The following is a 26,231-nucleotide window of genomic DNA, read 5'->3' on the forward strand; positions in this document are numbered from 1 at the left end:
AGTGCAGACGATTGCCCATCAGTGTATTCCACAACGGATGGCTAAGCAGCCGTTTTAGGCGCCGCCGTTGCCATCGGTGGCATGGTTAGGCGCCAGGTCACTAGCAGCCAGGCCACACTCAGTCCAGCGATCACCCAAAAAACCGCAACATGGCCCATGGACTGCACCAGCCACCCGCCTAGAGCACCCCCAAGAAAGAGCCCGGTTGCCTGCGTGGTGTTGTAAACACCCAAAGCCAGACCCTTCAGTTCTGGCGGCGCGACCCTAGAGACCAGAGACGGTTGCAAGGCTTCAAGCACATTAAACGCCACAAAAAATGCTGTCAGCCAAAACAGCAACCAGGCCCAGTGCGCACCGGTCAACGCAAACCCCAGTCCGACCGCCACCAACCCAGCCACCGCCCACCGCAAAGTCTTGGGATGGGCGCGGCGCTTTTCTGTGAAGATGATGATGGGCACCATAAACAGGAATGAAATAAACAGCACCGGCAAATAGACTTGCCACAAGCTGTCAGTCTGAATGCCACCTAGCTTGACCAGAAGGGGTGGCATCACCACAAACAACGCCACCTGGCTCAAGTGCAAGCAAAACACCCCAAAGTTCAAGCGCAATAGCCCAGGATGGATCAAGACATCTTTGGCTGGTGCCGGGTGCGCCGGTTTGGGGGCTTTGGGGGCGGCAGGCACCACGACAGCAGCCACCACAAAGGCCACCACGCCCAAGCCCGTGATCAACCAAAACAGGCCAGACAAGCCACCCCAACCCACCATGAGCGGCGCAATCACCAGCGATAACGCAAACGACAAACCAATCGAAGCCCCGATCATGGCCATGGCCCGGGTACGCACCTCGGGACGGGTGGCGTCAGCGAGCCACGCGGTGACCGCCGCCGAAATCGCCCCCGAGCCCTGAATCGCCCGACCAATGGTGACCCAGAAGATATCGTCAGACAATGCACACATGATGCTACCCAGCACAAACAGGGTAAGCCCGGTCAACACAATTGGGCGCCGACCAAACCGATCTGAGGCCATTCCAAACGGAATCTGCATGACAGCCTGTGTCAGCCCGTAGATACCCAGGGCTAATCCAACCTTAGCTGGATCCATGCCGCCATCCAGGCTCTTGGCCGCCACTGCAAACACGGGCAGCAACAAAAACAGCCCGAGCATGCGGGCAGCGAACAGTCCTGCTAAGGAAATACTGGCACGGCGCTCAGCGCTCGTGAGTGCCAAGCCAGGAGAGTGAGATTGCATAGAAAAACATCCGTTGAGCGCGTTATAGTACCAAGTTACCCTCAAAATTCGTACCGGAGCCGCCTGTCGGCATGGATCAGATCAGAATTCGCGGTGCTCGCACCCACAACCTGAAGAACATTTCACTGGACTTGCCACGCAACTCGCTCGTGGTCATCACGGGGCTGTCCGGTTCAGGTAAGTCTTCTCTAGCGTTTGACACTCTGTATGCCGAAGGCCAACGGCGCTACGTCGAGAGCCTCTCAGCCTACGCACGCCAGTTTCTGCAGCGTCTAGAAAAGCCCGATGTGGATCTGATCGAAGGACTGTCGCCAGCCATTGCCATTGAACAGAAGTCGGCAAGCCACAATCCGCGCTCAACCGTGGGGACGATCACCGAGATACACGACTACCTGCGCCTGCTGTTTGCGCGTGTGGGCACACCGTATTGCCCCACACATGGCGATGCACTGATATCCCACAGTATCAGTCAGATGGTTGACACCATCATGCAGTGGCCAGAAGACACCCGTATTGCCATCGTGGCGCCCGTGGTACGTGAGCAGGTGGGTGAGACTGACCGTCTATGCCAACAGTGGCAGGCGCAAGGTTTTGTCCGGATCCGTGTCAACGGCGAGATGCTAGCGCTCGACCCCTTGCCCAAACTGCCGGGTGATACGCCCCTCGATATTGACGTGGTGATTGATCGGCTACGTGTCAAACCCAACAGCCAGACACGCATCGCAGAAAGCCTGGAAACAGCGACTGGCCTGGCTGAGGGCAAGGTACTGGTACTGAATCTGGATACGGCAAGCGAACAGGCTTTCTCAAGTCGCTACGCCTGCCCGCAGTGCGACTACACCGTGACCACACTTGAACCCCGGCTCTTCAGTTTCAACAGTCCCTCAGGTGCCTGTCCGAGTTGTGACGGTCTGGGGTTTGTCGATGTGTTTGATCGACACAAGGTTGTTGCGTTTCCCGAACTGAGCCTAGGTGCAGGTGCCATTGAAGGCTGGGACAAGCGCAATGCGTTTACCTTTGCACTGCTCACAAGCTTGGCAGCTCATTATGGTTTTGAGCTTGACACGCCTTGGCAGGACTTGTCACCCGACATACAAAACGTGATCTTGCACGGTTCTGGCACCACCGAAATCCCGTTCTTTTATCTCGATCCGAACGGCACGAGTAGCGTCAAGCGTCACCCCTTTGAAGGGGTACTGCCGAATCTGCAGCGGCGTTGGCGCGAAACCGATTCGGCGACCGTGCGTGAAACACTGAACCGGCTGCGCAGCCAGCGCCACTGCCCGGATTGTGGTGGCTCTCGACTCAGAGACCAAGCTCGATGCGTGCATGTCGGTGACAAAGCAATTCATGAAGTTGAATCGCTGACCTTGCTGGACTGCTTGAGGTGGTTTGAAGCATTAACGCTAGAGGGCGCCAAACATGAGATTGCCGAGCGTATCGTGCGTGAAATCCGCGCGCGACTGACGTTTCTGAATAATGTGGGTCTGACCTATTTGTCACTTGACCGGCGCGCTGACACCATCTCTGGCGGTGAGGCCCAACGCATTCGCTTAGCCAGTCAAATCGGATCAGGCTTAACCGGTGTCATGTATGTGCTGGATGAGCCGTCGATTGGCTTACACCAGCGCGACAACGACCGGCTCATCAGTACACTGACGCACCTGCGTGAATTAGGCAATAGCGTGCTGGTTGTCGAACACGACGAAGACATGATCCGGCAAGCCGACTGGGTAGTGGACATGGGACCCGGCGCAGGTGAGCACGGTGGCCAGGTCGTGGCCGAAGGCACACCGGCCATGATCACTGAATCACGCGACTCGCTGACTGGTGACTATTTAAGCGGCAGGCGCGAGATCGCCATACCCAAGCGCCGCGTGGTCGACACCGATACACCGCGGTTGTCTGTGCTCGGTTGCACCGGCAATAATTTGAAATGCGTAGATCTGCATGTGCCACTTGGCCGTTTGGTCTGTGTCACTGGCGTATCTGGCTCAGGCAAATCAACGCTGATCAACGACACCCTCGCAGCCGCCCTGTCGCGCCAGCTAAACCGCAGTCACGATGAACCTGCTGACTACGTCAGCATTGAGGGCCTGACCCACCTCGACAAAATCATCACGGTCGACCAAAGTCCAATTGGACGAACACCCCGCAGCAATCCGGCCACCTACACCGGCCTGTTCTCACCGATCCGCGAACTGTTTGCTGGTGTGCCTGAAGCGAGAGCACGCGGCTATGACCCGGGGCGCTTTAGCTTTAATGTCAAAGGCGGGCGTTGCGAGGCCTGCCAGGGCGATGGCATGGTCAAAGTCGAGATGCATTTTCTGCCGGACATGTATGTGCCGTGTGAGGTCTGCCATGGCAAACGCTATAACCGCGAGACGCTTGAGATTCGCTATCGCGGCAAGAATATTCACGAAGTATTGGAGCTCACTGTCGAGCAGGCACTGTCGTACTTTGATGCCGTGCCAGCGATTGCCAGACGCCTGCAGACACTGCTAGATGTCGGTTTGTCATACATCCGCCTCGGGCAAAGCGCCACGACGCTGTCGGGTGGCGAGGCGCAACGCGTGAAGCTCTCACTTGAGTTATCCAAGCGCGGCAGCGGCCAGACACTTTACGTGCTCGATGAACCCACCACCGGGTTACATTTCCATGACATCTCGCTGCTGATGACCGTGCTGAACAAACTCGTAGAAGCAGGCAATACAGTCGTGGTAATTGAGCACAATCTTGATGTGATCAAGACCGCTGATTGGGTGATTGATCTAGGACCTGAGGGCGGTGAAGGTGGTGGACGCATCATCGCCCAAGGCACGCCAGAAGCAATCACGCAATCCGATGAGAGTCATACCGGGCACTACTTGAAAACGGTTCTCGATCGTCAAGCGCAACTCAAACAACAACGTAAGATGAAGTCGGTCGGCTAGCCTCTAGCGCAGGCCGCTTTGACGCAACAGCACCGCTGCCTGTGGCGAACAACTCACTGACTCCACGAGCGGAACAACCGAGGCACACTGCTGAGCCTGAGGCAATTGCTCAATTTGCAACGCGCTATCCATCGGCAATTGTTTTAACGCAGCCTCATTGCCTGACCAGTATGCCCATTGGACGTTGACGTGGTTGGCATCTCGACAAATACCAAGCGTTTGTTCATCACACGCAATAAACAGAGCCCGTAGGGCGTTAGTCGGTTCGGTGTGACCACACACCACCGCTTGACCACGATTAACACCCCCCTTCTCAACCGTACCACGCTCGGCTGTCACGTGTGCCAGCCACCCGGGCGAACACGTTTGTGTAATGTCGCCACTGGCTTTCATGCCAGCCGGGGTCTGCACAAAGGACAGATTGCAACGACCACCCTTGGACAATGAGGCGCACTGCTGAACAATGTAGAGTGACAGATCCGTCGTAGCTACTTGGCTACTTTGTGCATAGACCGTTGAGCCAAACCCAACGGCCATCACCACAGTGCATGCCGTAGCGATTGTTTTAAACATACTGACCTCCTTAAAATGACTCATCCATCTGGAACAGCCTACGATGCTCAAGCACCGCATACCGATCTGTCATGCCAGCGATATAGTCTGCAATCGATCTGGCTTGCGATATCCGATCATCGCGTCGATATTCAGGTGGCAGCAGTCCTGGTTGCGTTAAAAACGCCTCGAACAATTCTCGCACCACCCGTTTAGCCTTGCCGGTCATGCGCAGCACTCGATAATGCCGATATAAAGCCTTCAGTAAAAACCGCTTGAGCTCGTCGGCTTGCGCCCGGATCTCATCAGAAAACACCACCAGTGGCCCACATGCCTTGGCATCGTCAGCGCTAGCAAGCTTGGCCGCCTCTATCTTGGCTAGTGTGGTCGTGGTGACGTCCATGATGAGCGTGTTGATCATCTGACGAATGGTCTCCGCGATGGCGCGCTTTTGGGCAACATTTGGCCACCGCTTGCACACCGCCTCATAATGCTGTGCCACGATCGGCACGGTCAACAATTGCTCTAGGGTAATCAGGCCAGAACGCAAACCATCATCGACATCATGATTGTTGTAGGCGATTTCATCAGCCAGATTCGCGAGCTGCGCTTCAAGTGAGGGTTGCGTGCGATCAATAAAGCGTTGGCCAACATCGCCCAGTTTTTTTGCGTTGTTCAATGAGCAATGCTTCAAGATCCCTTCTCTGGTCTCAAAACAAAGATTCAACCCATTAAATGCGGGATAACGCTCCTCGAGCTCATCCACCACCCGCAAGCTTTGCAGGTTGTGCTCAAAGCCGCCTGCTTCTGGTGCTAGCTCTTGCAGGCATCGATTTAATTCGTCTTGCCCGGCATGCCCAAATGGTGTGTGGCCCAAGTCGTGGGCTAGCGCAATGGCCTCGGTCAAATCAACGTCTAACCGCAAACTCGCAGCAATCACTCGGGCAATTTGTGCTACTTCCAGCGAGTGCGTCAGGCGTGTACGAAACCAGTCACCTTCGTGGTTAACAAATACTTGCGTCTTGTATTCCAGCCGTCGAAACGCATTGGCATGAATGATCCGATCACGGTCGCGCTGAAACTCGGTTCGATTGGCTGGCGCTGGTTCAGTGTGACGCCGACCGCGCGTGCGGCTTGGATCACTGGCATATGGCGCACGTTCACCCATCAAACTATTGCCCTCTATCAAGTCAAACTGCGTATTCGTTCAGCACGGCTGCAACATCTTTCGAATCAGCCGCGCCCACCGTGGCCTGGCCGACTTCTGGCATCAGTACAAACTTGATTTCACCGGCCTCGGCCTTCTTGTCCGAGCGCATCAGCGACATCCACTGATCGACACCTAGCAATTTGGGTGCGCGGGTGGGGCATCCAATCGCTTTAACCACCGACTCAACCCGTTGGACATCTTCAGCTGGCAAACCAAGCGTGCGTTCCGACAGCGCCGCGGCCAGCAACAGACCGCAACCGACGGCCTCGCCATGCAACCACTGACCATAGCCGAGCCCGGCTTCAATCGCATGGCCAAAGGTATGGCCCAGATTCAAAATCGCCCTAAGGCCGGACTCACGCTCATCGGCTGAGACGACCTTGGCCTTGAACTCGCAGGAGCGACGAATAGCCGTGGCCAACAGATCAGGATCTCGGGCACGCAAGCCCTCGGCATGGGTCTGGCACCACGTAAAAAACGCCGCATCCATAATCAGGCCGTATTTCACGACTTCTGCTAAACCAGCGCTGATTTCACGGTCTGGCAGGGTGTTTAACACGGTGGTATCGATTTCCACCGCAATGGGCTGGTAAAAAGCGCCAATCATGTTCTTGCCAAGCGGGTGGTTGACGGCGGTTTTACCGCCAACCGAGGAGTCGACCTGGGCCAACAAGGTCGTCGGTACCTGAATGAAACGAATGCCTCGCATGTAGACAGCAGCCGCAAACCCGGCCATGTCGCCGATCACACCGCCACCAAGCGCAACGATCACGGCACGCCGATCGAGCTGCAGGCCGAGCATGTGATCAAAGATCAGATTCAGGGTCTGCCAGTCCTTGTACTGCTCACCATCTGGCAGCTCAAGCGTTGTCACGGGCTTGCCTGTTTTAGCGAGCGCGGCTCTGACTGCGTCACCGAACAGACGATTGACCGTCGGGTTGGTCACGATGACCAGCGCCGAGGCGTTGGGCGGCACCGACTCATCAATACGGGTCAGTCGCCCAGCCTCAATATGAATGGGATAGTCGCCACCGGGAGTTGAAACCAGTACATCATTCATGTGTTTTCCGTATCTTTTAGTCTTGTCACAATTTGCTGCACAACCGAAGGCACGCTAGCTGATCCAGTCTCCACTACGATGTCTGCTAGCGAGTCATAGATCGGGCTGCGCTCGTCAAGCAATTCATACAAGCGTGTCTTGGGATCGTTGGTTGCCAGCAACGGTCGATTGCGGTCCCGACTCGTGCGCCGAACCAACTCCTCAACCGAAGCTTTCAGATAGATCACCACACCATGCTGGCTCAAGATCTCTCGGTTTGACTCAGCCAACACCGCGCCGCCCCCTGTAGCAATCACCACATCTGGCTGTTGGGCGACCTCTTCGAGCACTTGTGACTCTCTCTTGCGGAACCCTGGCTCGCCTTCGATCTCAAAGATAACAGGTATTGCTACACCACAACGAGCCTCTATCTCATGATCAAGGTCGATAAAGGGACGACCAAGTGCTTTGGCCAGACCCTTGCCGATGGTGGACTTGCCCGAGCCAGGCATACCGATCAGAAACAGGCAGTTTGTTTGGTTTTTCATACCGTTAATTATCACATCGTTGGCTCTGAAGCGTAAAATCCTGAACTTATGAGCAAATCTACCCCCAAAGACCGTTCTGCCGGCATCGCAGCCGCTTCGTCATCGAGCCCCTGGATCGTCCGGTTCTTTATGAAACTGTTCGTACTCGGCTTAGCCGGTGCGGCCAGTGTCGCCTTGCTGCTCGTGATTGCCTTGTCCATTGCCTGGCCCAACCTGCCAGACTTGACAGCAATGACTGACTATCGCCCCCGAGTGCCACTGCGGGTCTTTACGGCTGACAAGGTCCTGATCGGGGAGTTTGGTGAAGAGCGTCGCAACGTTTTGCGATTCAATGAGTTTCCGGATGTGCTGAAGTCTGCGGTGCTGGCCGCTGAAGATGACGGTTTTTATCAGCATGGCGGCATCGACTGGGCTGGGGTAGTTCGTGCCGGCTTGGCCAACGTGGCTGCCATGTCAAAAACCCAGGGTGCCAGCACCATTACCATGCAGGTTGCGAGAAACTTCTACCTGTCCTCAGAAAAAACCTACACCCGCAAGTTCTACGAACTGCTGCTGACATACAAGATTGAATCGAGTCTGACCAAAGACCAGATTCTGGAACTTTACTTAAACCAGATTTATCTGGGCCGTCGCGCATACGGTTTCGCGGCAGCAGCCAGAACATATTTCGGCAAAGAGGTCTCGGAGCTGACCGCTGCTGAAGCGGCGATGTTGGCTGGCATTCCCAAGGCGCCCTCGCGATTTAACCCAGTGACCAACATGGTGCGCGCACAAGCTCGTCAACGGTATGTGCTTGGCCGCATGCACGAACTAGGCTACCTGACCAATGCTGAATACCAGGCCGCGCTTGCCGAGCCTATCGTCTTGAACGCAGGCAAGGGTACGCCGGCGGGCGGTTATGCGGTGCATGGCGAGTACGCTGCCGAATTGGCGCGACAGCTGATGTTCTCGCTTTACGGTGAAGAGGTGTACTCACGTGGTCTAAACATCTACACCACGATTCAGTCCACCGACCAAGAGTGGGCGTGGCGTTCATTGAGAGACGGTGTGTTGCAGTACACACGTCGTGCGCGCTATCCGGGCCCTGTGGCACAACTTGATTTGCCAGCTGGACTAGAAAAGCAACCGGAGCAATTTGACGCATGGATGGACGGTGTGCTGGAAGAGTATCCGGATGCGGCTGGATTTAGAACCGCTGTGGTTTTGTCGGCCAATCCGAAATCGGTCACGCTTGCTCGTGCATCTGATGAGATCATCACCATTGATGATAAAAAGATCCTCGCCGTCATTAGCCGATCCCTGAATCCGAAGGCTGACGATCAAATGCGCATGCGTCGCGGCTCGATCGTCACCATGACCCGCCTGGAAAACGGTCAGTGGGAAATCCTGAACTTCCCAGAAGTCGAGGGTGCCATGGTGGCCATGACACCCCAAGATGGTGCCATTCGAGCAATGGTCGGGGGTTTTGATTTCTTTAGCGGCAAGTTCAACCGCGTGACTCAGGCTTGGCGGCAGCCAGGCTCTTCCTTTAAGCCCTTTATCTATGCCGCGTCTCTTGAACGCGGCATGACACCGACGACACTGATTTCTGATCAGCCGTTTATGTTGACAGCCGAACAAACCGGCTCGGGTGAAGATTGGAACCCCAAGAACTACGGCAACGAATACGATGAAGAGCTCACCATGCGCCAGGCCATGGCCAAGTCACGCAACATGGTGTCAATCCGCATCCTGCAAGCCATCACGCCCCAGTACGTGCAGGACTACATCACCCGGTTTGGGTTTCAACCAGAGAAACATCCACCGTTTTTACCCATGGCGCTTGGCGCAGGTTCAGTCACACCGCTACAAATGGCAGCCGCCTTCTCGGTATTTGCCAATGGCGGCTATCGGGTCACCCCGTTTTTAATTGACTATGTCACCGACTCAGAAAACAACGTGCTGATGCGGGCCAAGCCCACGATCGCTGGCGATGCCGCAGCACGCGTGCTTGATCCTCGCACGGTCTACGTGATGAACGACATGCTGCGTGGCGTGGCACAGTTCGGCACAGCCGCCCGTGCTGGCCGCGAGATTGGTCGGCGCGATCTCGCCGGTAAAACCGGAACCACCAACGATTCTGTGGATGCCTGGTTTGCGGGCTACACACCACGGCTAGTAGGCGTTGCCTGGCTCGGGTTTGATCAACCCAAATCCCTTGGTAGCCGCGAGACAGGTGGTGGTGCTGCGCTACCCATCTGGATGGGCTACATGAAAAAAGCGCTGGAGAAATTCCCAGAAGAGCCACCGGGACCACCACCTAGCGGCTTGATTGTTAATGGTGAGGCGATGTTCTTTGCTGAATACCCACCAAACGAGTCGATTTCACGTGTCGGGCTCGACCAACCAAAAGAATCGATTGATGAATTGCTGGAGTCGCTAAATATGAGCGGCAACAGCTCGGCGGTCACGCCCGCACCGATTACAAACTAACGCAAGCCATCGCCAACGCTAGAGCTGAATCTGGATCGTGTGTCCCGTGACATCGGAGAATATTTGCGACAATGCCTCATGTAAATCGGGACCACCACGTGTGTCTTTCCAGTGCTGACCATCAAAGCGATAGTGAAACCCGCCGCTTGGTGCTGCAACCCAGAGCTCTTGCATCGGCGCTTGGCTATTAATGACCACAGGGGTTTTGTTGTTGAACAGCATGTTCAGAACATTCGCTTCACGTTTGGTGTCAACATCGACATCGAGTTTGTCGTACCAATCGTCTGCGTGGGTCTCAATCCTGTCTAGAATGCCACTTATTAGTTCATCAAACTCTGTTTCCGTCATAATCTAGTCCTTTTTGTGTTTTAGGAGCCCACCGTGACCGTAGCCGCATCTCGCTTTGCTCGCCACAGCCGCTGTATTGTCGCGCCGGTGTTGCTTGCTTCCTTGATCGGTTGTGGCTACAGGGGTCCGCTTTATCTACCGCCACCACCGGATACCATCTCCGGTCAAGGCTCTGTTCTAGAGAACCCTGAAACCAATATTCCACCCGAATCTAAAAATCCGTCGCTAGAACCTGCGCCGATCGTCATTGAATAGTTTATTTCACCGTTTGTCGACCATGCCCTCACTTACTGATCAACAAAGCTTGGCAATCCCCGCCGGGCAACCATATTTTCATTATCGCGACAGCGAACTTTTTGTTGAAGAGGTGTCGTTGGCTGCGCTTGCTTCGCAACTTGGAACGCCACTTTATGTTTATTCCAAAGCGGCACTGCAAACCGCGTGGGATGCCTATGCACAAGCGGCCAAGGGCCATCAGGTACTTGTTTGTTATGGCATGAAAGCCAACTCCAATCTGGCTATCTTGCAGCAATTTGCCCGCTTTGGGAGTGGCTTTGACATTGTGTCTGGCGGCGAGCTTAAGCGCGTCATCAAGGCCGGGGGCAATCCGGGCAAGGTCGTGTTCTCCGGTGTGGGCAAAGAAGTTTGGGAAATGGAGTTGGCGCTAGAAGCCGGCGTGAAATGCTTTAACGTCGAATCCGTACCCGAACTCAGGCGTTTATCTGATGTGGCGACCCGCTTGAGCAAAGTCGCTCCGGTCTCGCTACGTGTGAATCCAGATGTTGATGCGCAAACCCATCCCTACATCTCCACAGGCCTGAAAGAAAATAAGTTTGGAATCGCCATTGAGTCGGCGCTTGATGCTTATCGGTTGGCCAAGGAACTGCCAGGGCTTAATGTCGTGGGTGTCGACTGTCACATTGGCTCACAGATCACCGAGGTCAGTCCTTACCTCGACGCGCTAGACAAGTTGCTAAGCCTGATCGCACAGCTGAAGGCTGAGGGTATAGAGCTACATCATCTGGACTTGGGGGGTGGCTTGGGGATTCGTTATGACGATGAGACACCCTTGGCACCTGGTATCTTGCTAGATGCCGTGTTTAAAAAACTTGCTGACAAGGGACTTGAGCTTGAACTGGTGCTCGAGCCAGGCAGATCTCTGGTTGGCAATGCTGGTGTGCTGGTTACCGAAGTTCAGTATCTAAAGCACACCGAGGACAAAGACTTTGCGATTGTAGATGCCGGCATGAATGACTTGATGCGACCGGCACTCTATGAGGCATGGCATGGTGTCTTGCCGATCAAACCGCGCTCAGCACAAGCACGGGTATACGACGTTGTCGGGCCCGTCTGTGAGAGCGCGGACTGGCTGGCCAAGTCTCGTTGTCTAGCAGTTCAAGAAGGTGATCTGCTCGCTATCGAGTCAGCTGGTGCCTATGGGTTTGTCATGGCCGGACACTACAACTCCCGACCACGCGCTGCCGAGGTCTTGGTTGACGGTAAGAACTGGCATCTGATTCGTGCGCGTGAGTCGTTTGATGACTTGATTCGCGGCGAACGTCTATTGGATTGAGCGGCTACAAAAGCTGGTAAAACTCGTCGTAAATTGCATTGCCTACTTAGTTTGCCACCCAGCGCTTTCGGCTAACCCACAACAACACGGCAATCACAAAAGCGGGAATCATCAACAAGGCGTAGGCATCGCCGTAGCTGCCTAACCGTGAAGCAGCTACACCGAATAGGGGTGGCCCACACAGAACACCTAGAAAGGTAAATCCAAGCGTGCCACCAGTGGCCATGCCTGCGAGCCCCGAAGGTGCTTGACGGGCGACCTCAGCCAGATACACCCCATTCCAGCCAATGGCTGTGGCACCCAAGAGCATGAGCAGCAAGTAAAGCCAGAGCGTTGGGGTGTCTATCGTTAGCCAGGGCACCAGCGCCGCACCGCCAAATAGCAAACCGGCAATACCAATCAACATAAAGCCTGAGCCCAGCCAGTTGTCTGCCATCCATCCCCACAGTATCCGGCCACCCACACCGGCTGCTTGTGAGACCGTTAATGCCAACCCTGCCGCCACCAGTCCCCAGCCCAGGTCCTCATACAGAAATGTCACCAGGTATGTTGTCAGTGATAGTTGCGTGATGGCAAACAGAAAGGAGACTGCTGCCAGGATGCGCAGTGACGCTTGGCCCAGCACTAGCTTGATGGGTTCCACAAAGCTTTTAATCAATGACGGTCTAATCGCCGGATTGCGATCTTCGTCTAGCTGCAAACGCAATGGGCTAACGGCCAATGCACACAGCACGCAAAATAGCGCCACCATGACGAAGGCGGCTTGCCAGCCCATCAAGATTTCCATCGAGGGCACCAACAGACCAGCTAACATGCCCCCGACTGGCACGCCGGTTTGCTTGATCGAAAAAACCAGCGACATTCGCTCTGGTGGTGTGGTTTTAATCAGCAGGTGTGAGCTCGCTGGCGTCACAGGTCCATAGCCTAGACCGATCATCAATGCGCCAATCACGATGGTGGCTGGCCAAGGCAACGCGCACAACACCAAGCCAGTGGCTGTGAACAACAGGCTGACTTGACTTAGCCGAAGCGCTCCCCAGCGCTTAACAAATGACCCGCCCATGATGGTCGAGATCATGGCGGCGACATAGACAATGGCGACGTAAAAGCCGACATAGGTCGTCGATACACCGATCGCATCGCTAACCACCGGTGCAACAACCGGCAGTGTGATCAGTGCCATCGCGACTAGCGCCTGGATCATTAGGGTCGCAACCAAAATGATCCAGGCGCTAGCAGTTTGTTTCATATCAGCACATCAATTTCGAATATTTAATTTACAGCTCACCATAAGAATGCAGACCCGAGAGGAACATGTTCACACCCAGAAACGCAAAGCCTGTAATTAGTAAGCCTACCAGTGCCCAGTAAGCTGCGATCGTGCCGCGCATGCCTTTCATTAGACGCAAATGCAGCCACGCCGCGTAATTGAGCCAAACAATCAACGCCCAGGTCTCTTTGGGATCCCACTGCCAGTAGGCTCCCCAGGCATCAGCGGCCCACAGGGCACCTAAAATGGTTGCCACCGTAAAAAACGCAAACCCGATTGCGATTGCCCTATACATAATGTCATCTAGAACCTCTAGTTTGGGCAACTTTTGCGAAATCGGTCGACGGAAAGCCAAAATCGAGCCTACCAATACAGCACCAATACCAAAATACAACATCCAGGTCGCTGACAGACCTTCTGTACGGAACACCATCGGTTCAGCGGCCAACAGCACGCCGAGAATAAATAGAGGTGCAAGTTTCTTGTAGGACTTGGTCTCACCGTTTTCTTTAACCAGATACGCAAAACCCACCATCGCCGCTAAAGAGAATGTGCCGTATCCAATAAAGTTGGTGGGCACGTGCAGCTTCATCCACCAGCTCTTGAGTGCAGGCACCAAGGGCTGAATCTCATAGGCTTCGCGTGTGAATGAATACCACAGCAAAAAGACGACGATAGAAGTGACTACCAACATAACGAAGCCGCCCAGTGCACGTGTGGCATAGCGACGCTCGTAATACAGATAGAAGAGTGTTGTGATGATCGCAAACAACACAAAGACTTCGTAGAGGTTGCTCACCGGGATGTGACCCAAGTCTGGACCCATCAAATGACCTTCACGCCACCGCACCAACAGACCGACCGTGCCAGCGTAAGTCGCCCCCCAGGACAGAAATGTCCCTAGCCACGCGGCAGTGTTACTGGCAAAGCCAATCCAATAACAGATGGTGGCCAGCAAATACATCATGCACATCCAGAGGATCGCTGACTGGGAGGAGAAGAAATATTTCAGGAAGAAGTTTTGTTCAGCGTTTGCCAGATTGCCGTCATACAGCCAAATCGCAAATAATGCGGTTAACCCACTGGCAACCATGTACGTGCGCAAAGGTCGCCACAACCAGCCAACCCAAACCACAAACGGCACCGTACCAACCAGAATCCATTTCTCATAGATATCCATGGACTCGCTGTAGGTGGTTAATGCATAAGCAGCACCAGCAGCCAACACAACGAAGAACAACAAATCAGTCCAATCAGGCTTACCACGCAACTGGCGTGAGTCGCCGGACTCAGTCAAGTCCTCCCAGGAAGCTCGCTCTGCAGTGATGGTCTGTGCCATGGTCACTCCTTTTTCATGTCTAGCCGGCTAAGTGCCTGCTTGAACCGCTCAAATTCGCGATTGAAATCCAATGAACGCTTTTGTGAAGTCATGGCCGCGAGCACTTGCGTGCTGTCTTGACCTGGTTCACGCTTTAGCCATACCCAGATGCGACGGTCGCGCACGTAAAACATGGCAAACACCCCGATGGTTAGCAGCAAACAGCCCAAATACACTGTCAACATGCCGGGGGCACGACTGACCTGAAACACACTTGCCTGAACCAGGTCAAACGATTTCATGGAAAACAATATCGGCGCCGGATAAAAACTCAAATCCGACAACGAGGCAACGGCCAACTGCGTCCAGCGAACGTTCTCGGGCGTGGCTGGATTGATCGGATCAAGTCCGGCACGTTCACGTGCAATCGCACGCAGCTCACTCATCGAAGAGCCCAGGAGCCGCACAATCACATCTGCCGCGCGCGCCTGTTCCGCTTGTGGCACGCTGGTCTCCAGAAACCGCGATAGCGCCTCGAGGCCGCCCGTGGCAAAGGTATCTAGTGCACGCTCGGCCGAGAGCTGCAAAGCGGCGCTATCCATACCTGGTGGCACGTTGTTGGTGGCAAACCGTTCGGCAGCGAGTTTGCGCGCCTCGGGATCAGCAAGTGCGGCACGCAGGTTCATGAACTCCACTGCCGATGAAGACTCATCAGCCGGGATGCGCAGATAACGGTAATTGTCCGAGTTATCCATGGCAACGCCAGCGAGAATTACGCGATCGCCGTCAAGCTCAACAGGCAACATGTAGTTGTGGAAACGCTGAGCCTGGCCACTGTCGTCGATCACCGTGTATTCAACGCTTGGACCCAGATTTTGCAGGTTCTTTTCTCGTTTGCTGGTGGCACTACCGGTCACAGCGGCCACATGCTCAATCACGGTTGCTCGCGATGGCACGCCGTCACTGAGGTCTTCTACATTGATGGGCCGCAAGCCCGTGATCTCTAGCTTGACCTCGCGGCCGGTGTTACCGATGGGTAAACGCATCCCTTCGCCCACCCGTTTGGAGAACTCAAATGGCCCAGGGGCAAGTCCACTCAGCGGAAACGCCAGCATCTCAATGTTGCTGCCGCCATCATCAAAACTCGACTGGTAGACCGTTACACCCTTGTAACGCAGCGGCTCATTGACCTCGATGGTGCGATCAAACGTCTCGCCCGTCTCAAGATCTCTAACCGTTACATCGCTGGCAAACCGACTCGGCATGCCTGTGGAGTAATAGTCCACAAAAAATTTATTTAGCTTGAGCTCAAATGGCAAGGGCTGCACCAGCGCGCCTTCACCGACGGTCACGACCGCGTTACTGCGCGTGCCTCCCTCGGGAACAAACAGGTTGGCCCTAAAGCTCGGGTTGTCCAACCCCAGGCGACCGGAGCCCGGCACGTCAGCAATCAACATGTTGTCAATGATCGGGGTCTTGCCAAATAACCAGACTTGCATACGGACGGGTAGCTCACTATCGAGCAGGCCGCCCACACAGATCATCACAATCGATGCATGTGCCGCGATATATCCGAAGCGATTGCCACTACCTTTTTTAGCGGCAATCATCACGCCGTTTTCTTCTTCACGCACTTTGTAGGCATAGCCCTGCTGCTTTAGCCAGGCCTTGACAGCGTTGTCACTATCATTCAACCCCCGTTCGGTAGCTAGCTCGACTTTGTGAGGGAATGCTCGCAAACTTGAGCCACGCACCGTCTCGCGATAAGTGCGCATCTCACGGATCATTTTTGGGGTGTTGCGAATCAGGCAAATACTGGTTGAGACCACCAGAAATGCCATGATCACCAAAAACCAGGTGCTGTTATAGATCTGCCAAACAGAGAACTTTTGTAGGACCTCGAACCAAAACGGCCCGAATTGGTCGATATAAGTGTTTTCTGGCCGGTTTTGCGGAATAACGGTGCCGATCACGCTGGCGATACAGATGATCACCAACAGGCTAATCGCAAAACGCATCGAGCCGAGCAACTCGAAGAGCGCCGATAACGATACCTTGGCCGCCGGTGGGCGGGCGGTCAACTGACTATTTTGTGACACTGTCACTACCCTCAATTAAGTAGAGGCTTAATTAAACCTCTAGTTTGACGGTGTCAGCGCGAACTCAGTTCCCGCGACCGACAAATAAATTGATGTCGGTCAAATTTACCTCAGACCAGCCGCGTAGTCAGCAACTGCCTTGATATCCGCATCCGACATCCGGGCAGCAATCTGTATCATCATTTGATTGTTACCTCTATGCCCGGCACGAAACAGTATCAGCTGTTGTTCCAAATAGGAAGCAAACTGCCCCGACAAGCGGGGGTATTGTGAGGGAATGCCCTCGCCGTTGGCGCCATGGCAAGCCGCGCAAGCAGGCACCTTGGTCTCTTTGATGCCACCACGCCAGATTTCTTCGCCACGAGCCACCAGCGCTTCGTTGCTTGCAGTCGCAGGCTTGGTTAATTGCTGCTCTGCAATATAAAGTGCCAGATTCCGCATGTCATCAATCGTTAGCGGGGTGGCCAATGCAGTCATCACAGAGGGGGAACCATCTGGGCCCCGGCGCGGCGCCATGCCGTCTTCCTTGGGTTGAAACTCCGTGAGCTGCTTGTAAATGTACTCGTGCGGTTGGGCGGCGAGGTTAGGGTTCACTGGCAGATCACTATTGCCACCGGCACCATGGCAGGTCATACAGGCCACGATGCCTCGAGCGGGGTCACCCTCGTTATAGAGCTTTTCACCGGCCTTCACATCAGGCTTGATCGGTCCAATCGGCACCTCGGCGGCTTGCGCCATTGCAAACAGGGATGAACCCACCAAAAGGCTGCTAGCTAGGAAGCTGCGCACTAACACTCGTTTCATGTAAATGACCTCAGGACGATCTTGCGTACGGCAAACGGTCTGATTATACAATAGCAAATTCCCTTAAATGTTTGATCTATCTTGACCATCCTTCATCGCGCCGCCTTTGTAACGTCCGCTGCCAGATTGGATCAGCTTCCTCTGCCTGGTGCGCCGGAGGTGTGTTTCGTAGGGCGCAGCAACGCCGGTAAATCAACGGCGATTAACGTGCTGACCAACCAGAAGCGACTGGCCTATTCGAGTAAGACACCCGGACGGACCCGTCTAATCAATATGTTTGGGCTGCCCGATACGCTCAACCCTGGCGAACAACTTGGCTATCTGGTCGACTTGCCAGGCTACGGATATGCTTCAGTGGCGCATCAGGCCAAGGAGCAATGGGCCGATATTCTGGGAGACTACTTGCGCCATCGCCCATCGCTAGCTGGCATTGTCATGCTAATTGACATCCGTCGCGGGGTGACTGAGCTAGACAGACGCCTGGCGAACTGGATTGCACCGACGGGCAAGGGCGTATTGGCTTTGTTAACGAAAGCCGACAAGCTCCCCTTCGGGCAACGCAAGAACGCTGTGTTTGCGGTAAAAAAACAACTGGCTGATATTGGTCAGCTTCACGCATTGCCGTTTTCTGCAACCGCCCGGATTGGGATTGAAGAGGCAACTGCCCAAATAGAAAACTGGATTTCCCCAAAGGTTGTGCCATGACAACTCCGCATCTGATTTTGACTGACTTCCCTCATGCCCGGCCACGGCGACTGCGTCGTGATGATTTCACGCGCCGCTTGGTGCGCGAACATCAGCTAACAGTCGATGATCTGATTTACCCGGTTTTTATCGTCGATGGCACAGGCATTGAACAGCCGGTGCCCTCCATGCCTGGCGTGTGTCGATATTCACTAGACAAGCTGCTGCCCGTGGCCGAGGAATGCGTCAAACTAGGCATCCCGGTCATGGCGTTGTTTCCGGTCATTGACCCGTCACTGAAGGCACTAGATGGCATCGAAGCCACCAACCCCGAGGGACTGGTGCCGACGGCTGTTCGAGCACTGAAGTCGAACTTCCCTGAGCTTGGCGTGTTAACCGACGTGGCACTTGACCCATACACCAGCCACGGCCAGGACGGCGTGATTGATGAGGACGGTTACGTCATTAATGACATCACGCTGGAGATCCTAGTCAAGCAAGCAGTCGTGCAAGCACAAGCTGGTGTTGACATCGTGGCACCGAGTGACATGATGGATGGGCGCATTGGCGCCATTCGACAGGCTCTAGAGGCGAATCAGCACATTCACACGCGAATCATGGCCTATTCAGCCAAATTCGCCAGCGCCTTCTATGGCCCCTTCCGTGACGCGGTGGGGTCAGCGAGCAATCTGGGCAAATCCAACAAAATGACCTACCAGATGGACCCGGGCAACATTGATGAAGCCCTGCGCGAAGTCGGCGCCGACCTGAAAGAAGGAGCTGATATGGTGATGGTCAAGCCCGGCATGCCGTATCTCGATGTGCTCAGACGGGTAAAAGACGCGTTTCGAGTGCCTACCTTCGCCTACCAGGTCAGCGGTGAGTACGCGATGCTAAAGGCTGCGGCTGCCAATGGCTGGCTCGACCACAACAAGGTCATGATGGAGTCACTGCTTGGCTTTAAACGCGCCGGTGCCGATGGCATCCTCACGTACTTTGCGCCGGCAGCAGCCAGGTTATTGCGTCACGCTTAAAGACGCATCCCCATGGGCTTTCAGGTCGGACCTCTTTCTTTTGCTGGCACCTTCAGCTATGCGGCCGGTTCGGACTTTACATACGCGGTTCGCTACAACTATCCCGTGGACCTGAACAATGACGGTGTCGACGAACTGATATTTGCCGGCTTTGAAACGCAGCCCAACACCCCAAGTCAGTACTCTGACACCAAAGTCACGATATTTGGCTGGGAGAATGGCCGATTTCAAAACCTGACCGACAAATGGTTACCAGACAACCATGTTCAAGGTGTGGGTGATATCGCAGCTGGTGACTTCAACAACGATGGCTTGATCGATTTGTATCTGTCTGGTTATGCCGACATGGATCATCAGGTTCAAGCCTATCAGTTGCTAAACACGGGGACTTCACTCGTGAAGGCTAGCCTGGGGCTAACCGAATGGGAGCATGGCGCGGCCGCCGGCGATTTAGACAATGATGGGTTTGATGACGTCGTGGTGTTTGGTTATCTATATCCAGTGCCGTTACTGCGTGGCGGGCCGCAGGGGCTCGAGCGCGGATTTGCTAGCGCGCAATGGCCACACACAGAAGGCTATGCCACCAATGGCTCTGGCGGTGCGGTCGGTGATTTTTATGGTGATGGCACGATGTCGGTGGTTGTATCTGACAACGGCACAATCACTGATGCCGACACCACACTGTCGCGAGTGCATATTAATGCTGGCGGTGCCGCCGTGGGTTTCAGTGCCGTCACCCAGTTACCTATGCCTACCCTTGGCACAAAGAGTCATGACGTTCGCGCCAAAGCTTTTGATTTCAACGACGATGGTCTACTGGACGTACTGGTTTTTAGTCGTGAAACTTGGGATGGGTCACAATGGCCTGTTAACTCCCGATTGCAGTTTCTCGAGAACCAGGGCAATGGTCGGTTTGTTGACGTTACTGAACAACGGTTAGTCGGTTACCCCATACAGAGTAACGCGAGCTACCACCCCGTATTTGCAGACTTCAACCGTGACGGTCTGACTGATATTTTTATCAGTGAGTCTAGTTTCGATGCAACTCACAACTCGACTGCAATTTTGTTGCAAACGCAAGATGGCCAATTCATTGACACCGGACGTAGCGATTTATCGAGACTGATTGAAGCTGACGGTGGCATGGCTGGCATCGTTCGCGGCCCGGATCAGTCCTACTACCTTGTCACAGAGTACCAATCCCGGGGCGGACAGGCTACGGTCTATACGGCCAAGCTTAGTTTCCCCGAGCGCGAAGAACGCGATACCCCTGAAAAGCTCAAGGGTACGCGTGGTGCAGATCATATTTGGGGCTTCGGCGGTGCTGACACCATATCAGGCTCACCAGGCAATGACACCATCGACGGTGGAGCAGGTGTCGATCTTCTGACATACAACTCAAACCGATCTGGTTTCGATGTTGCAATCAACCTTGTTAATGCGACCACCATTCTTAGACACGATGGAATATTCGGTGTTGACACATTGATCAATATAGAGCTCCTAGCCTTTACGGATGTTCATGTCACGCTTGACGTTACCGGGACTGCGGCTCAGGCCTATCGACTCTATGAAGCTACCTTTAATCGAGCGCCTGACAAAGAAGGTATGGGTTACTGGATTTGGCGCATGGACAATCAGGCGTCTTTGCTCGAGGTGGCCAACGAGTTTGTGCAAAGCACCGAGTTTGAGACACGCTACGGTGCTGATCTGTCCAATACTGAGTTCTCAACGCAGCTCTACCAGAACGTACTCGACCGATTTCCGGACCCAGACGGTCTGGCTTATTGGGTAAAAGCACTTGAGAGCGGTCAGAGTCGCGCCGCAGTGTTGGCATACTTTAGCGAGTCCCCGGAAAACCAAACCAACACTGCAAACTTGATTAGTACCGGTATTGAATTCACACCGTTTATGGGGTGAGTTCATCACGCTTAGACAAGGCGCAACTGAATGCCATCCCGAGAATGGGTAGTGCAGCACAGGCGCCAATCAATACCCATTGAATACCCACTGTATCAACCACCAAGGCGCCCGCGGCAACCCCTAAGGCTTGGCCTAAGAAAAGGAACGATGCAAATAGCGAAACCGCCGTGCCACGCACCTGGGGAGCCATCTGGGTAGCATTGGTCTGTAAAACAGCGTGTAGCAAGTAGTAGCCAAGCCCACAGAACACGCTCGCAAAAATCGCCCATGACCAATGCGGACCGATTAAATACAACAGGTAACAGGCTCCTAATACCCAGCCACCGGCAAACGTAAGCTTAAGCTCACCAAAGCGTGAAACTAACCACTTTGCACGCAATACGTACAACATCGCCCCGAGCCCAAAAAACGCTGTGATAAGACCGGCCATGGTCGAACTCATGTCCTGCGTCTTTTGTAAAAAAGCCGGTACAAACGATAAACCGCCAAACACCAACGCACCCTCGATGAGCACCACCAGTAAAACAATCCTGGCCCAAGGCAAGGCAAACACGGACACGATAGGCGCCACCAATTGCAGGCCCTGCGTGCTCGGCGGCACTTCGGGAACGTCGTTCAGTTGTGTCAGTAGCCAGATGCCCACAATGCCATACATGGCTGCGAGAAACAGGAACGACCATCGCCAACCCAAGGTATCGGTCAAAGCTCCACCTATGACCAAACCAGCAGACATGCCCAGGATAGTGCCTGTCATAAATTGCGCCAGCGTCACCTGCCGATCTTCGTAAGCGACATGGTCGCCAATCCACGCCATCGACAACGGCACAATGGCTGCAGCGGTGGCACCTGACATGGCTCGGCCTGCGAGCACCCCCTCAAAACTTGATGCACTGGCAGCCACCAGATTGCCAATGGCGCAAGCCAGCGTGGCAAATGCCAAGGTGCGAAACTTGCCAAAGCGGTCGCCCACGGGCCCATAGAAAAATTGCATCACCCCATAAGCGAATACAAACCATGTGATTACCTTGGCTGCTTCACCGGTGGTAATCGAAAACTCCTGACTTAATTGAGGCAAAGCGGGATCAAGCACACGAAATGCACTCGTGCTGGAAAAAGCAGCACAGGCCAACAACAAAATGCTGCGCTTGGATGGCAGATGTGCTGCGGTGTGAGTCATCTCTATGGTTTAACGTGCCAAGACTTGGTCAAGCACACCAGCAAATCGCTCAGCGTTCTGAAACCCAACCACGCGGATGTCTGACACCTCTCGCCCACCTGGCTCAAAGAAAATAATACCTGGCGGGCCAAACAAATTAAAGCGTTTTAACAAGGCGCGATCGTTGGCGTTGTTAGCTGTGACATCCGCTTTAAGCAACAACATCTGACCCATACGTTGTGCCACGGCTGAGTCAGAAAAAGTAAAGAGTTCCATCTCTTTACAGGAGACGCACCAGTCAGCATAAAAATCCAGCATCACCGGCCGTGTTGATTGAGCAAGTCGTTGGTCAAGCTCGGCTACGCTGGCCACTAATTCAAATACCGGCTTGCCTGTAGGGCTAGCGACCTGTGTGGGGCTGCCAGAGCCTGCGAGATGTTGCAATGGCTGCAGCAAGGAGCGACCACCACTTGCCAACCCCACTAGCCAAATAACCGCCACCAATGCCAACAGTAAACCCAAGGTTTTTCGGATAGCTGAACCTAACGACAAGCCCTTTGGCAAGCTCTCAAATGCGCCAAGTAAGACTGCTGAGAGAACCGCTAACAAACTCCATCCTAAAATCTGTATCCAACTTGGTAGCACCGGTCCGAGCATCCACCAGGCGGTTGCGAATAAAAGCACCCCAAAAAATGCCTTCACACCGTCCATCCAGGGACCTGCCTTGGGTAGCAGACTGCCTGCAGAGGCCCCCACTATTAACAATGGCAAGCCCATGCCCCACGCCATCGCAAACAGTGCTGTTCCACCAAGCACCCAATCACCGGACTGAGAGATATAGAGCAAAGCGCCCGCCAATGGAGCAGCGACGCACGGCCCCACAATCAAGGCCGATACAGCACCCATGATCAAGGCGGCCCAGAGTCTGCCGCCTTTAAAACCTGATGCCGCGCTGCTCAGTTTTGTTTGTACTGATTGCGGCATTTCGACGCGGATGACATCGAACATGGCCAAACCGAATAACACCAGAAGCAAGGCAAAGATCGACAACACCCAAGGTGTTTGCAACCAGGCAGCCAGACCAGCGCCGCTGATGCCTGCGAGCACCCCAAGCAAGGTGTAAATTACCGACATACCAAGCACGTAAGCTGCTGCCAAGGATAGCCCACGCAATCGGGAGACCTGGTTGCCTTGCCCGACGATCAGCACCGACAAAATCGGGATCATGGGTAACACACATGGCGTAAATGCCAGCAGGGCACCCAACGCAAAAAACAGCAACACGATTTGCCAAACGGCACTGGAGTCAAGCGCGCTGGCAATGCCGCGGTCATCGCCGCCAGACAAGAGACCTTGCCATGAGCCACTATTTTGTACGCCGGTGCCAGCCGCTGTTGCGCCTACCGCCGCACTGGCCGCGAGCAGCGGGCGATCAACATCCACGATGGGCTGCTGATGCACAATCTGATATGAACCGCCGTTCCACAAAAGCTGCACCGCAGACTCCATGGGCGGATAACATAACCCGGCTTCAGCGCAACCCTGGCTGACCAATATCAGCGTCAATACTGCTGGGCTTACATCACCAGGCCAATTAGGTAAAGCAACCCCAAATTCGACACTACCAAAATAAAGTGCCATGTCTTTTTCAAAGGTGGGGTCGTATTTGATCTCACCGGGTGGCAAGGTAATGTCTGGCAAATTGAAGGGCGCATCGCGCAGATCGAATTCGAATCGCTCCTGATACATGTAGTACTTAGGAGCAATGTCGTAACGCACAGCCATTGTGTTGCCGTCGAGCATGCGTGCCTGCATGGCAAAGGCTTTTTCTGGGGCAAGGAAGTCTTGCGCATAGGCTACCTTGGTGACGCCAATACAAAGGCTCAGAAAAACCAACAGCAAGAAATAAAAGCGTCGTGTGATCATGGCGTTGTCTGTTGGCTAACCCAGTTTAGATATTCGCTATGCCCACCCACGATTGGTAGCACGATTGCCTCGGGTACATCGTAGGGATGCATTTGCACCAAGCGATCTATCGCGCCTCGTGCGGCTGACCGACTCGTTTTGATGATCATGCCGATTTCCTCGTCACCTTGCACCTCGCCCTTCCACTCATAGATGGAAAGGCTAGGGGGCGTGAGTTGAACACAGGCGGCGAGCTTTTCTTCGACAAGCACATGCGCGATTCGCTTGGCCAACAAAATATCAGGGGCCGTGCTTAGTATGACCACACACATTGGGTCTGCAGCGGTCTGTGTCGGGCGCTCAGCTGTGTCCACGCAAGTTCCTTCAAACGTCAACACTTTATTGTATCGGCTCAGCTGTATTTGAGCCGATTGATCATCATTTGTTCAAAAAAAACGGATCAGAATTAGCATCTGATCCGTTTTTTGCCAGAACAAAACCAACTAAGGGTTTAAGATTCGCTGGACTCTTGCGTTGTGGTCTGCTCGGTATCGTCAACTTCTGGGCGATCCACCAATTCCATAAAGGCCATCGGTGCATTGTCGCCTTGGCGATAGCCCATCTTGAGCACACGGGTGTATCCGCCGTTGCGGTTGGCATACCGTGGTCCAATTTCAGCAAACAACTTGATCACCGCATCACGATCACGCAAACGAGCAAAGGCTAGACGCTTGTTTGCCAATGTCGGTTGCTTACCGAGCGTAATCAAAGGCTCAACCACGCGACGCAGCTCTTTAGCCTTTGGCAACGTGGTTTTAATAGCTTCATGAGTCAACAAGGCAACTGCCATGTTGCGAAACATCGCCAAGCGATGGCTGCTAGTGCGATTTAGTTTGCGTAATCCATGTCCGTGACGCATTTTCTTTCCTTTTTGAATCTACTTGTTGCCTCTTCTATCGGCTAGGCCGCGGGGCAATCTACGTTAAATAAAACTGCGGGTAACACTACCCGCAGGTCGAAACATTACGGGCGCTCAAGACCAGCCGGTGGCCAGTTCTCAAGCTTCATGCCCAATGTCAAGCCACGTGCGGCCAATACTTCTTTGATTTCATTAAGCGACTTACGACCCAGATTCGGTGTCTTGAGCAGCTCGTTTTCAGTGCGCTGGATCAAGTCACCAATGTAGTAAATATTTTCAGCTTTCAAGCAGTTTGCCGAACGAACGGTCAGCTCAAGATCATCGACCGGGCGCAACAATACGGGGTCGATCTGAGGAGCGCCACGAGCAGGCGCTTCGAATGAGTCGCCAGCGCCTTCAAGAGCTGCAAACACCGAGATTTGATCCATCAAGATACGTGCAGACTGACGCACCGCTTCTTCAGGAGAAATAACGCCGTTGGTCTCAACATCGAGCACTAGCTTGTCGAGGTCGGTACGCTGCTCAACACGGGCATTTTCAACCGTGTAGCTAACGCGACGAATCGGGCTAAAAGACGCATCCAGAACGATGCGGCCAATTGACTGGCTGCGATCATCAGCCAAAGCGCGGACGTTGCCAGGCACGTATCCACGACCTTTCTCGACTTTGATTTGCATCTCAAGCCGGCCACCCTCGTTCAGGTGCGCAATAACGTGGTGCGGATTAACGATTTCAACGTCATGTGGCAACTCAATATCGGATGCTAAAACTGGACCCTGACCTTGCTTGCGCAATACGAGCGAGACCTCGTCGCGCGTGTTCAGCTTAAAGACGATACCCTTGAGATTAAGGAGAATATCAACGACATCCTCACGAACGCCATTAATTGTGGAGTATTCGTGAACCACACCTGTGATTTGTACTTCGGTGGGCGCAAAGCCAGTCATGGAAGACAACAAAATGCGACGCAGCGCGTTGCCAAGTGTGTGGCCATAGCCGCGCTCAAACGGTTCCATCACGACTTTTGCGTGATTAACCCCAACCGATTCGACCTCAATGGAGCGGGGCTTTAGGAAAGCTTGTGATGACATTGATACGGTTCCTTATTCAATACCCTCGGTTCGTTACACCGATAAGGCTGATGGAAACAAAAAAACAATAAAGAGTTGACCCCTGACAGGAGCCAAA

General features: G+C 54.1%; 22 protein-coding genes. 7 read left to right on the top strand and 15 right to left on the bottom strand.

Annotation, left to right across the window (positions count from 1 at the left end; all coding sequences use genetic code 11):
• Window positions 1–41 precede the first annotated feature (41 nt).
• On the bottom strand, window positions 42–1,256 hold the full coding sequence (locus tag DHf2319_RS00505; RefSeq protein WP_243478867.1) for an MFS transporter: 1,215 nt from the start codon (window positions 1,254–1,256) through the stop codon (window positions 42–44).
• A gap of 71 nt (window positions 1,257–1,327) precedes the next feature.
• Between DHf2319_RS00505 and uvrA the strand changes: the two genes are divergently transcribed.
• Entirely contained in the window at window positions 1,328–4,189 is a 2,862-nt protein-coding gene (gene uvrA / locus DHf2319_RS00510) for an excinuclease ABC subunit UvrA (protein ID WP_243478868.1), read from the top strand.
• Between the two features lie 3 nt (window positions 4,190–4,192).
• Here uvrA and DHf2319_RS00515 read toward each other — a convergent pair whose 3' ends face one another.
• Genes DHf2319_RS00515 through DHf2319_RS00530 form a run of 4 tightly spaced genes read right to left on the bottom strand, consistent with a single transcriptional unit; the run spans window position 4,193 to window position 7,538 of the window.
• Complete coding sequence (locus DHf2319_RS00515) at window positions 4,193–4,762, bottom strand: hypothetical protein (RefSeq protein ID WP_243478869.1); 570 nt, start codon at window positions 4,760–4,762, stop codon at window positions 4,193–4,195.
• 10 nt (window positions 4,763–4,772) lie between these two features.
• Window positions 4,773–5,909 (bottom strand): deoxyguanosinetriphosphate triphosphohydrolase, encoded by a 1,137-nt coding sequence (locus DHf2319_RS00520; protein WP_243478870.1) that lies wholly within the window; start codon window positions 5,907–5,909, stop codon window positions 4,773–4,775.
• A 22-nt stretch (window positions 5,910–5,931) separates the two neighbouring features.
• Complete coding sequence (aroB, locus tag DHf2319_RS00525) at window positions 5,932–7,011, bottom strand: 3-dehydroquinate synthase (RefSeq protein ID WP_243478871.1); 1,080 nt, start codon at window positions 7,009–7,011, stop codon at window positions 5,932–5,934.
• The gene (locus DHf2319_RS00530) at window positions 7,008–7,538 is read right to left on the bottom strand and encodes a shikimate kinase (protein ID WP_243478872.1); all 531 of its coding nucleotides are present in this window, start codon (window positions 7,536–7,538) and stop codon (window positions 7,008–7,010) included. The genes aroB and DHf2319_RS00530 overlap by 4 nt, the downstream gene beginning before the upstream one ends.
• A 48-nt stretch (window positions 7,539–7,586) precedes the next feature.
• Here DHf2319_RS00530 and DHf2319_RS00535 point away from each other — a divergent pair, with 48 nt between their 5' ends.
• Window positions 7,587–10,010, top strand: coding sequence for a penicillin-binding protein 1A (locus DHf2319_RS00535; RefSeq protein WP_243478873.1), 2,424 nt, complete (start codon window positions 7,587–7,589; stop codon window positions 10,008–10,010).
• Window positions 10,011–10,028: 18 nt separating this feature from the next.
• Here DHf2319_RS00535 and cyaY read toward each other — a convergent pair whose 3' ends face one another.
• Window positions 10,029–10,358, bottom strand: a complete 330-nt coding sequence (gene cyaY, locus DHf2319_RS00540) for an iron donor protein CyaY (protein WP_243478874.1) — start codon at window positions 10,356–10,358, stop codon at window positions 10,029–10,031.
• 33 nt (window positions 10,359–10,391) lie between these two features.
• Between cyaY and lptM the strand changes: the two genes are divergently transcribed.
• Together lptM and lysA are read left to right on the top strand one after the other, a co-directional pair.
• Window positions 10,392–10,613, top strand: a complete 222-nt coding sequence (lptM, locus tag DHf2319_RS00545; RefSeq protein ID WP_243478875.1) for an LPS translocon maturation chaperone LptM — start codon at window positions 10,392–10,394, stop codon at window positions 10,611–10,613.
• 22 nt (window positions 10,614–10,635) lie between these two features.
• Window positions 10,636–11,931, top strand: a complete 1,296-nt coding sequence (gene lysA / locus DHf2319_RS00550) for a diaminopimelate decarboxylase (RefSeq protein WP_243478876.1) — start codon at window positions 10,636–10,638, stop codon at window positions 11,929–11,931.
• 46 nt (window positions 11,932–11,977) lie between these two features.
• Here the strand turns inward: lysA and DHf2319_RS00555 are convergent, their stop codons facing one another.
• The 4 genes from DHf2319_RS00555 to DHf2319_RS00570 all read right to left on the bottom strand — a co-directional run bounded on the left by DHf2319_RS00555 (window position 11,978) and on the right by DHf2319_RS00570 (window position 17,422).
• On the bottom strand, window positions 11,978–13,180 hold the full coding sequence (locus DHf2319_RS00555; RefSeq protein WP_243478877.1) for an MFS transporter: 1,203 nt from the start codon (window positions 13,178–13,180) through the stop codon (window positions 11,978–11,980).
• 28 nt (window positions 13,181–13,208) lie between these two features.
• Window positions 13,209–14,540: a c-type cytochrome biogenesis protein CcsB gene (ccsB, locus tag DHf2319_RS00560; RefSeq protein ID WP_243478878.1), complete on the bottom strand. Its 1,332-nt coding sequence runs from the start codon at window positions 14,538–14,540 to the stop codon at window positions 13,209–13,211.
• Between the two features lie 2 nt (window positions 14,541–14,542).
• A complete protein-coding gene (locus DHf2319_RS00565) occupies window positions 14,543–16,537 on the bottom strand; it encodes a cytochrome c biogenesis protein ResB (RefSeq protein ID WP_243480119.1) in 1,995 nt (664 codons plus the stop codon).
• Between the two features lie 186 nt (window positions 16,538–16,723).
• A complete protein-coding gene (locus DHf2319_RS00570; protein WP_243478879.1) occupies window positions 16,724–17,422 on the bottom strand; it encodes a c-type cytochrome in 699 nt (232 codons plus the stop codon).
• 81 nt (window positions 17,423–17,503) lie between these two features.
• On the opposite strand from DHf2319_RS00570, the gene yihA reads away from it, so the two are divergent.
• From yihA to DHf2319_RS00585, 3 genes are read left to right on the top strand one after another with little or no spacing between them, the layout of a single operon-like run.
• On the top strand, window positions 17,504–18,127 hold the full coding sequence (yihA, locus tag DHf2319_RS00575; protein WP_243478880.1) for a ribosome biogenesis GTP-binding protein YihA/YsxC: 624 nt from the start codon (window positions 17,504–17,506) through the stop codon (window positions 18,125–18,127).
• Window positions 18,124–19,140, top strand: coding sequence for a porphobilinogen synthase (gene hemB, locus DHf2319_RS00580; protein ID WP_243478881.1), 1,017 nt, complete (start codon window positions 18,124–18,126; stop codon window positions 19,138–19,140). Before yihA ends, hemB begins: the two co-directional genes overlap by 4 nt.
• A gap of 12 nt (window positions 19,141–19,152) precedes the next feature.
• Window positions 19,153–21,060: an FG-GAP-like repeat-containing protein gene (locus DHf2319_RS00585; protein ID WP_243478882.1), complete on the top strand. Its 1,908-nt coding sequence runs from the start codon at window positions 19,153–19,155 to the stop codon at window positions 21,058–21,060.
• On the opposite strand, the gene DHf2319_RS00590 is transcribed toward DHf2319_RS00585, so the two are convergent.
• From DHf2319_RS00590 to DHf2319_RS00610, 5 genes are all read right to left on the bottom strand, one after another.
• On the bottom strand, window positions 21,050–22,240 hold the full coding sequence (locus tag DHf2319_RS00590; protein WP_243478883.1) for an MFS transporter: 1,191 nt from the start codon (window positions 22,238–22,240) through the stop codon (window positions 21,050–21,052). The two genes, DHf2319_RS00585 and DHf2319_RS00590, sit on opposite strands and share 11 nt — an antisense overlap.
• Before the next feature lie 9 nt (window positions 22,241–22,249).
• Window positions 22,250–24,145: a protein-disulfide reductase DsbD gene (dsbD, locus tag DHf2319_RS00595; protein ID WP_243478884.1), complete on the bottom strand. Its 1,896-nt coding sequence runs from the start codon at window positions 24,143–24,145 to the stop codon at window positions 22,250–22,252.
• Window positions 24,142–24,456 carry a divalent-cation tolerance protein CutA gene (cutA, locus tag DHf2319_RS00600; RefSeq protein ID WP_243480120.1) on the bottom strand — a complete coding sequence of 105 codons (315 nt, stop codon included), beginning with the start codon at window positions 24,454–24,456 and terminating at the stop codon, window positions 24,142–24,144. The genes dsbD and cutA overlap by 4 nt, the downstream gene beginning before the upstream one ends.
• Window positions 24,457–24,635: 179 nt before the next feature.
• Window positions 24,636–25,043, bottom strand: coding sequence for a 50S ribosomal protein L17 (rplQ, locus tag DHf2319_RS00605; RefSeq protein ID WP_243478885.1), 408 nt, complete (start codon window positions 25,041–25,043; stop codon window positions 24,636–24,638).
• 104 nt (window positions 25,044–25,147) lie between these two features.
• Window positions 25,148–26,134 (bottom strand): DNA-directed RNA polymerase subunit alpha, encoded by a 987-nt coding sequence (locus DHf2319_RS00610; protein WP_243478886.1) that lies wholly within the window; start codon window positions 26,132–26,134, stop codon window positions 25,148–25,150.
• Window positions 26,135–26,231: the final 97 nt, after the last annotated feature.

This window comes from Orrella daihaiensis, from assembly GCF_022811525.1.
In the GTDB taxonomy this organism is placed as follows: Bacteria; Pseudomonadota; Gammaproteobacteria; order Burkholderiales; family Burkholderiaceae_B; genus Algicoccus; species Algicoccus daihaiensis.

What these genes read in the sequence shown, in the direction of transcription:
- DHf2319_RS00535 (WP_243478873.1), top strand. Translation starts at nt 7,587, where the DNA reads ATGAGCAAATCTACCCCCAAAGACCGTTCTGCCGGCATCGCAGCCGCT.
- DHf2319_RS00530 (WP_243478872.1), bottom strand. Translation starts at nt 7,538, where the DNA reads ATGAAAAACCAAACAAACTGCCTGTTTCTGATCGGTATGCCTGGCTCG.
- DHf2319_RS00610 (WP_243478886.1), bottom strand. Translation starts at nt 26,134, where the DNA reads ATGTCATCACAAGCTTTCCTAAAGCCCCGCTCCATTGAGGTCGAATCG.
- DHf2319_RS00585 (WP_243478882.1), top strand. Translation starts at nt 19,153, where the DNA reads ATGGGCTTTCAGGTCGGACCTCTTTCTTTTGCTGGCACCTTCAGCTAT.
- DHf2319_RS00565 (WP_243480119.1), bottom strand. Translation starts at nt 16,537, where the DNA reads ATGCGTTTTGCGATTAGCCTGTTGGTGATCATCTGTATCGCCAGCGTG.
- lysA (WP_243478876.1), top strand. Translation starts at nt 10,636, where the DNA reads ATGCCCTCACTTACTGATCAACAAAGCTTGGCAATCCCCGCCGGGCAA.
- dsbD (WP_243478884.1), bottom strand. Translation starts at nt 24,145, where the DNA reads ATGATCACACGACGCTTTTATTTCTTGCTGTTGGTTTTTCTGAGCCTT.
- aroB (WP_243478871.1), bottom strand. Translation starts at nt 7,011, where the DNA reads ATGAATGATGTACTGGTTTCAACTCCCGGTGGCGACTATCCCATTCAT.
- cyaY (WP_243478874.1), bottom strand. Translation starts at nt 10,358, where the DNA reads ATGACGGAAACAGAGTTTGATGAACTAATAAGTGGCATTCTAGACAGG.
- DHf2319_RS00505 (WP_243478867.1), bottom strand. Translation starts at nt 1,256, where the DNA reads ATGCAATCTCACTCTCCTGGCTTGGCACTCACGAGCGCTGAGCGCCGT.
- hemB (WP_243478881.1), top strand. Translation starts at nt 18,124, where the DNA reads ATGACAACTCCGCATCTGATTTTGACTGACTTCCCTCATGCCCGGCCA.
- rplQ (WP_243478885.1), bottom strand. Translation starts at nt 25,043, where the DNA reads ATGCGTCACGGACATGGATTACGCAAACTAAATCGCACTAGCAGCCAT.
- DHf2319_RS00555 (WP_243478877.1), bottom strand. Translation starts at nt 13,180, where the DNA reads ATGAAACAAACTGCTAGCGCCTGGATCATTTTGGTTGCGACCCTAATG.
- DHf2319_RS00520 (WP_243478870.1), bottom strand. Translation starts at nt 5,909, where the DNA reads ATGGGTGAACGTGCGCCATATGCCAGTGATCCAAGCCGCACGCGCGGT.
- cutA (WP_243480120.1), bottom strand. Translation starts at nt 24,456, where the DNA reads ATGTGTGTGGTCATACTAAGCACGGCCCCTGATATTTTGTTGGCCAAG.
- ccsB (WP_243478878.1), bottom strand. Translation starts at nt 14,540, where the DNA reads ATGGCACAGACCATCACTGCAGAGCGAGCTTCCTGGGAGGACTTGACT.
- uvrA (WP_243478868.1), top strand. Translation starts at nt 1,328, where the DNA reads ATGGATCAGATCAGAATTCGCGGTGCTCGCACCCACAACCTGAAGAAC.
- DHf2319_RS00590 (WP_243478883.1), bottom strand. Translation starts at nt 22,240, where the DNA reads ATGACTCACACCGCAGCACATCTGCCATCCAAGCGCAGCATTTTGTTG.
- DHf2319_RS00515 (WP_243478869.1), bottom strand. Translation starts at nt 4,762, where the DNA reads ATGTTTAAAACAATCGCTACGGCATGCACTGTGGTGATGGCCGTTGGG.
- DHf2319_RS00570 (WP_243478879.1), bottom strand. Translation starts at nt 17,422, where the DNA reads ATGAAACGAGTGTTAGTGCGCAGCTTCCTAGCTAGCAGCCTTTTGGTG.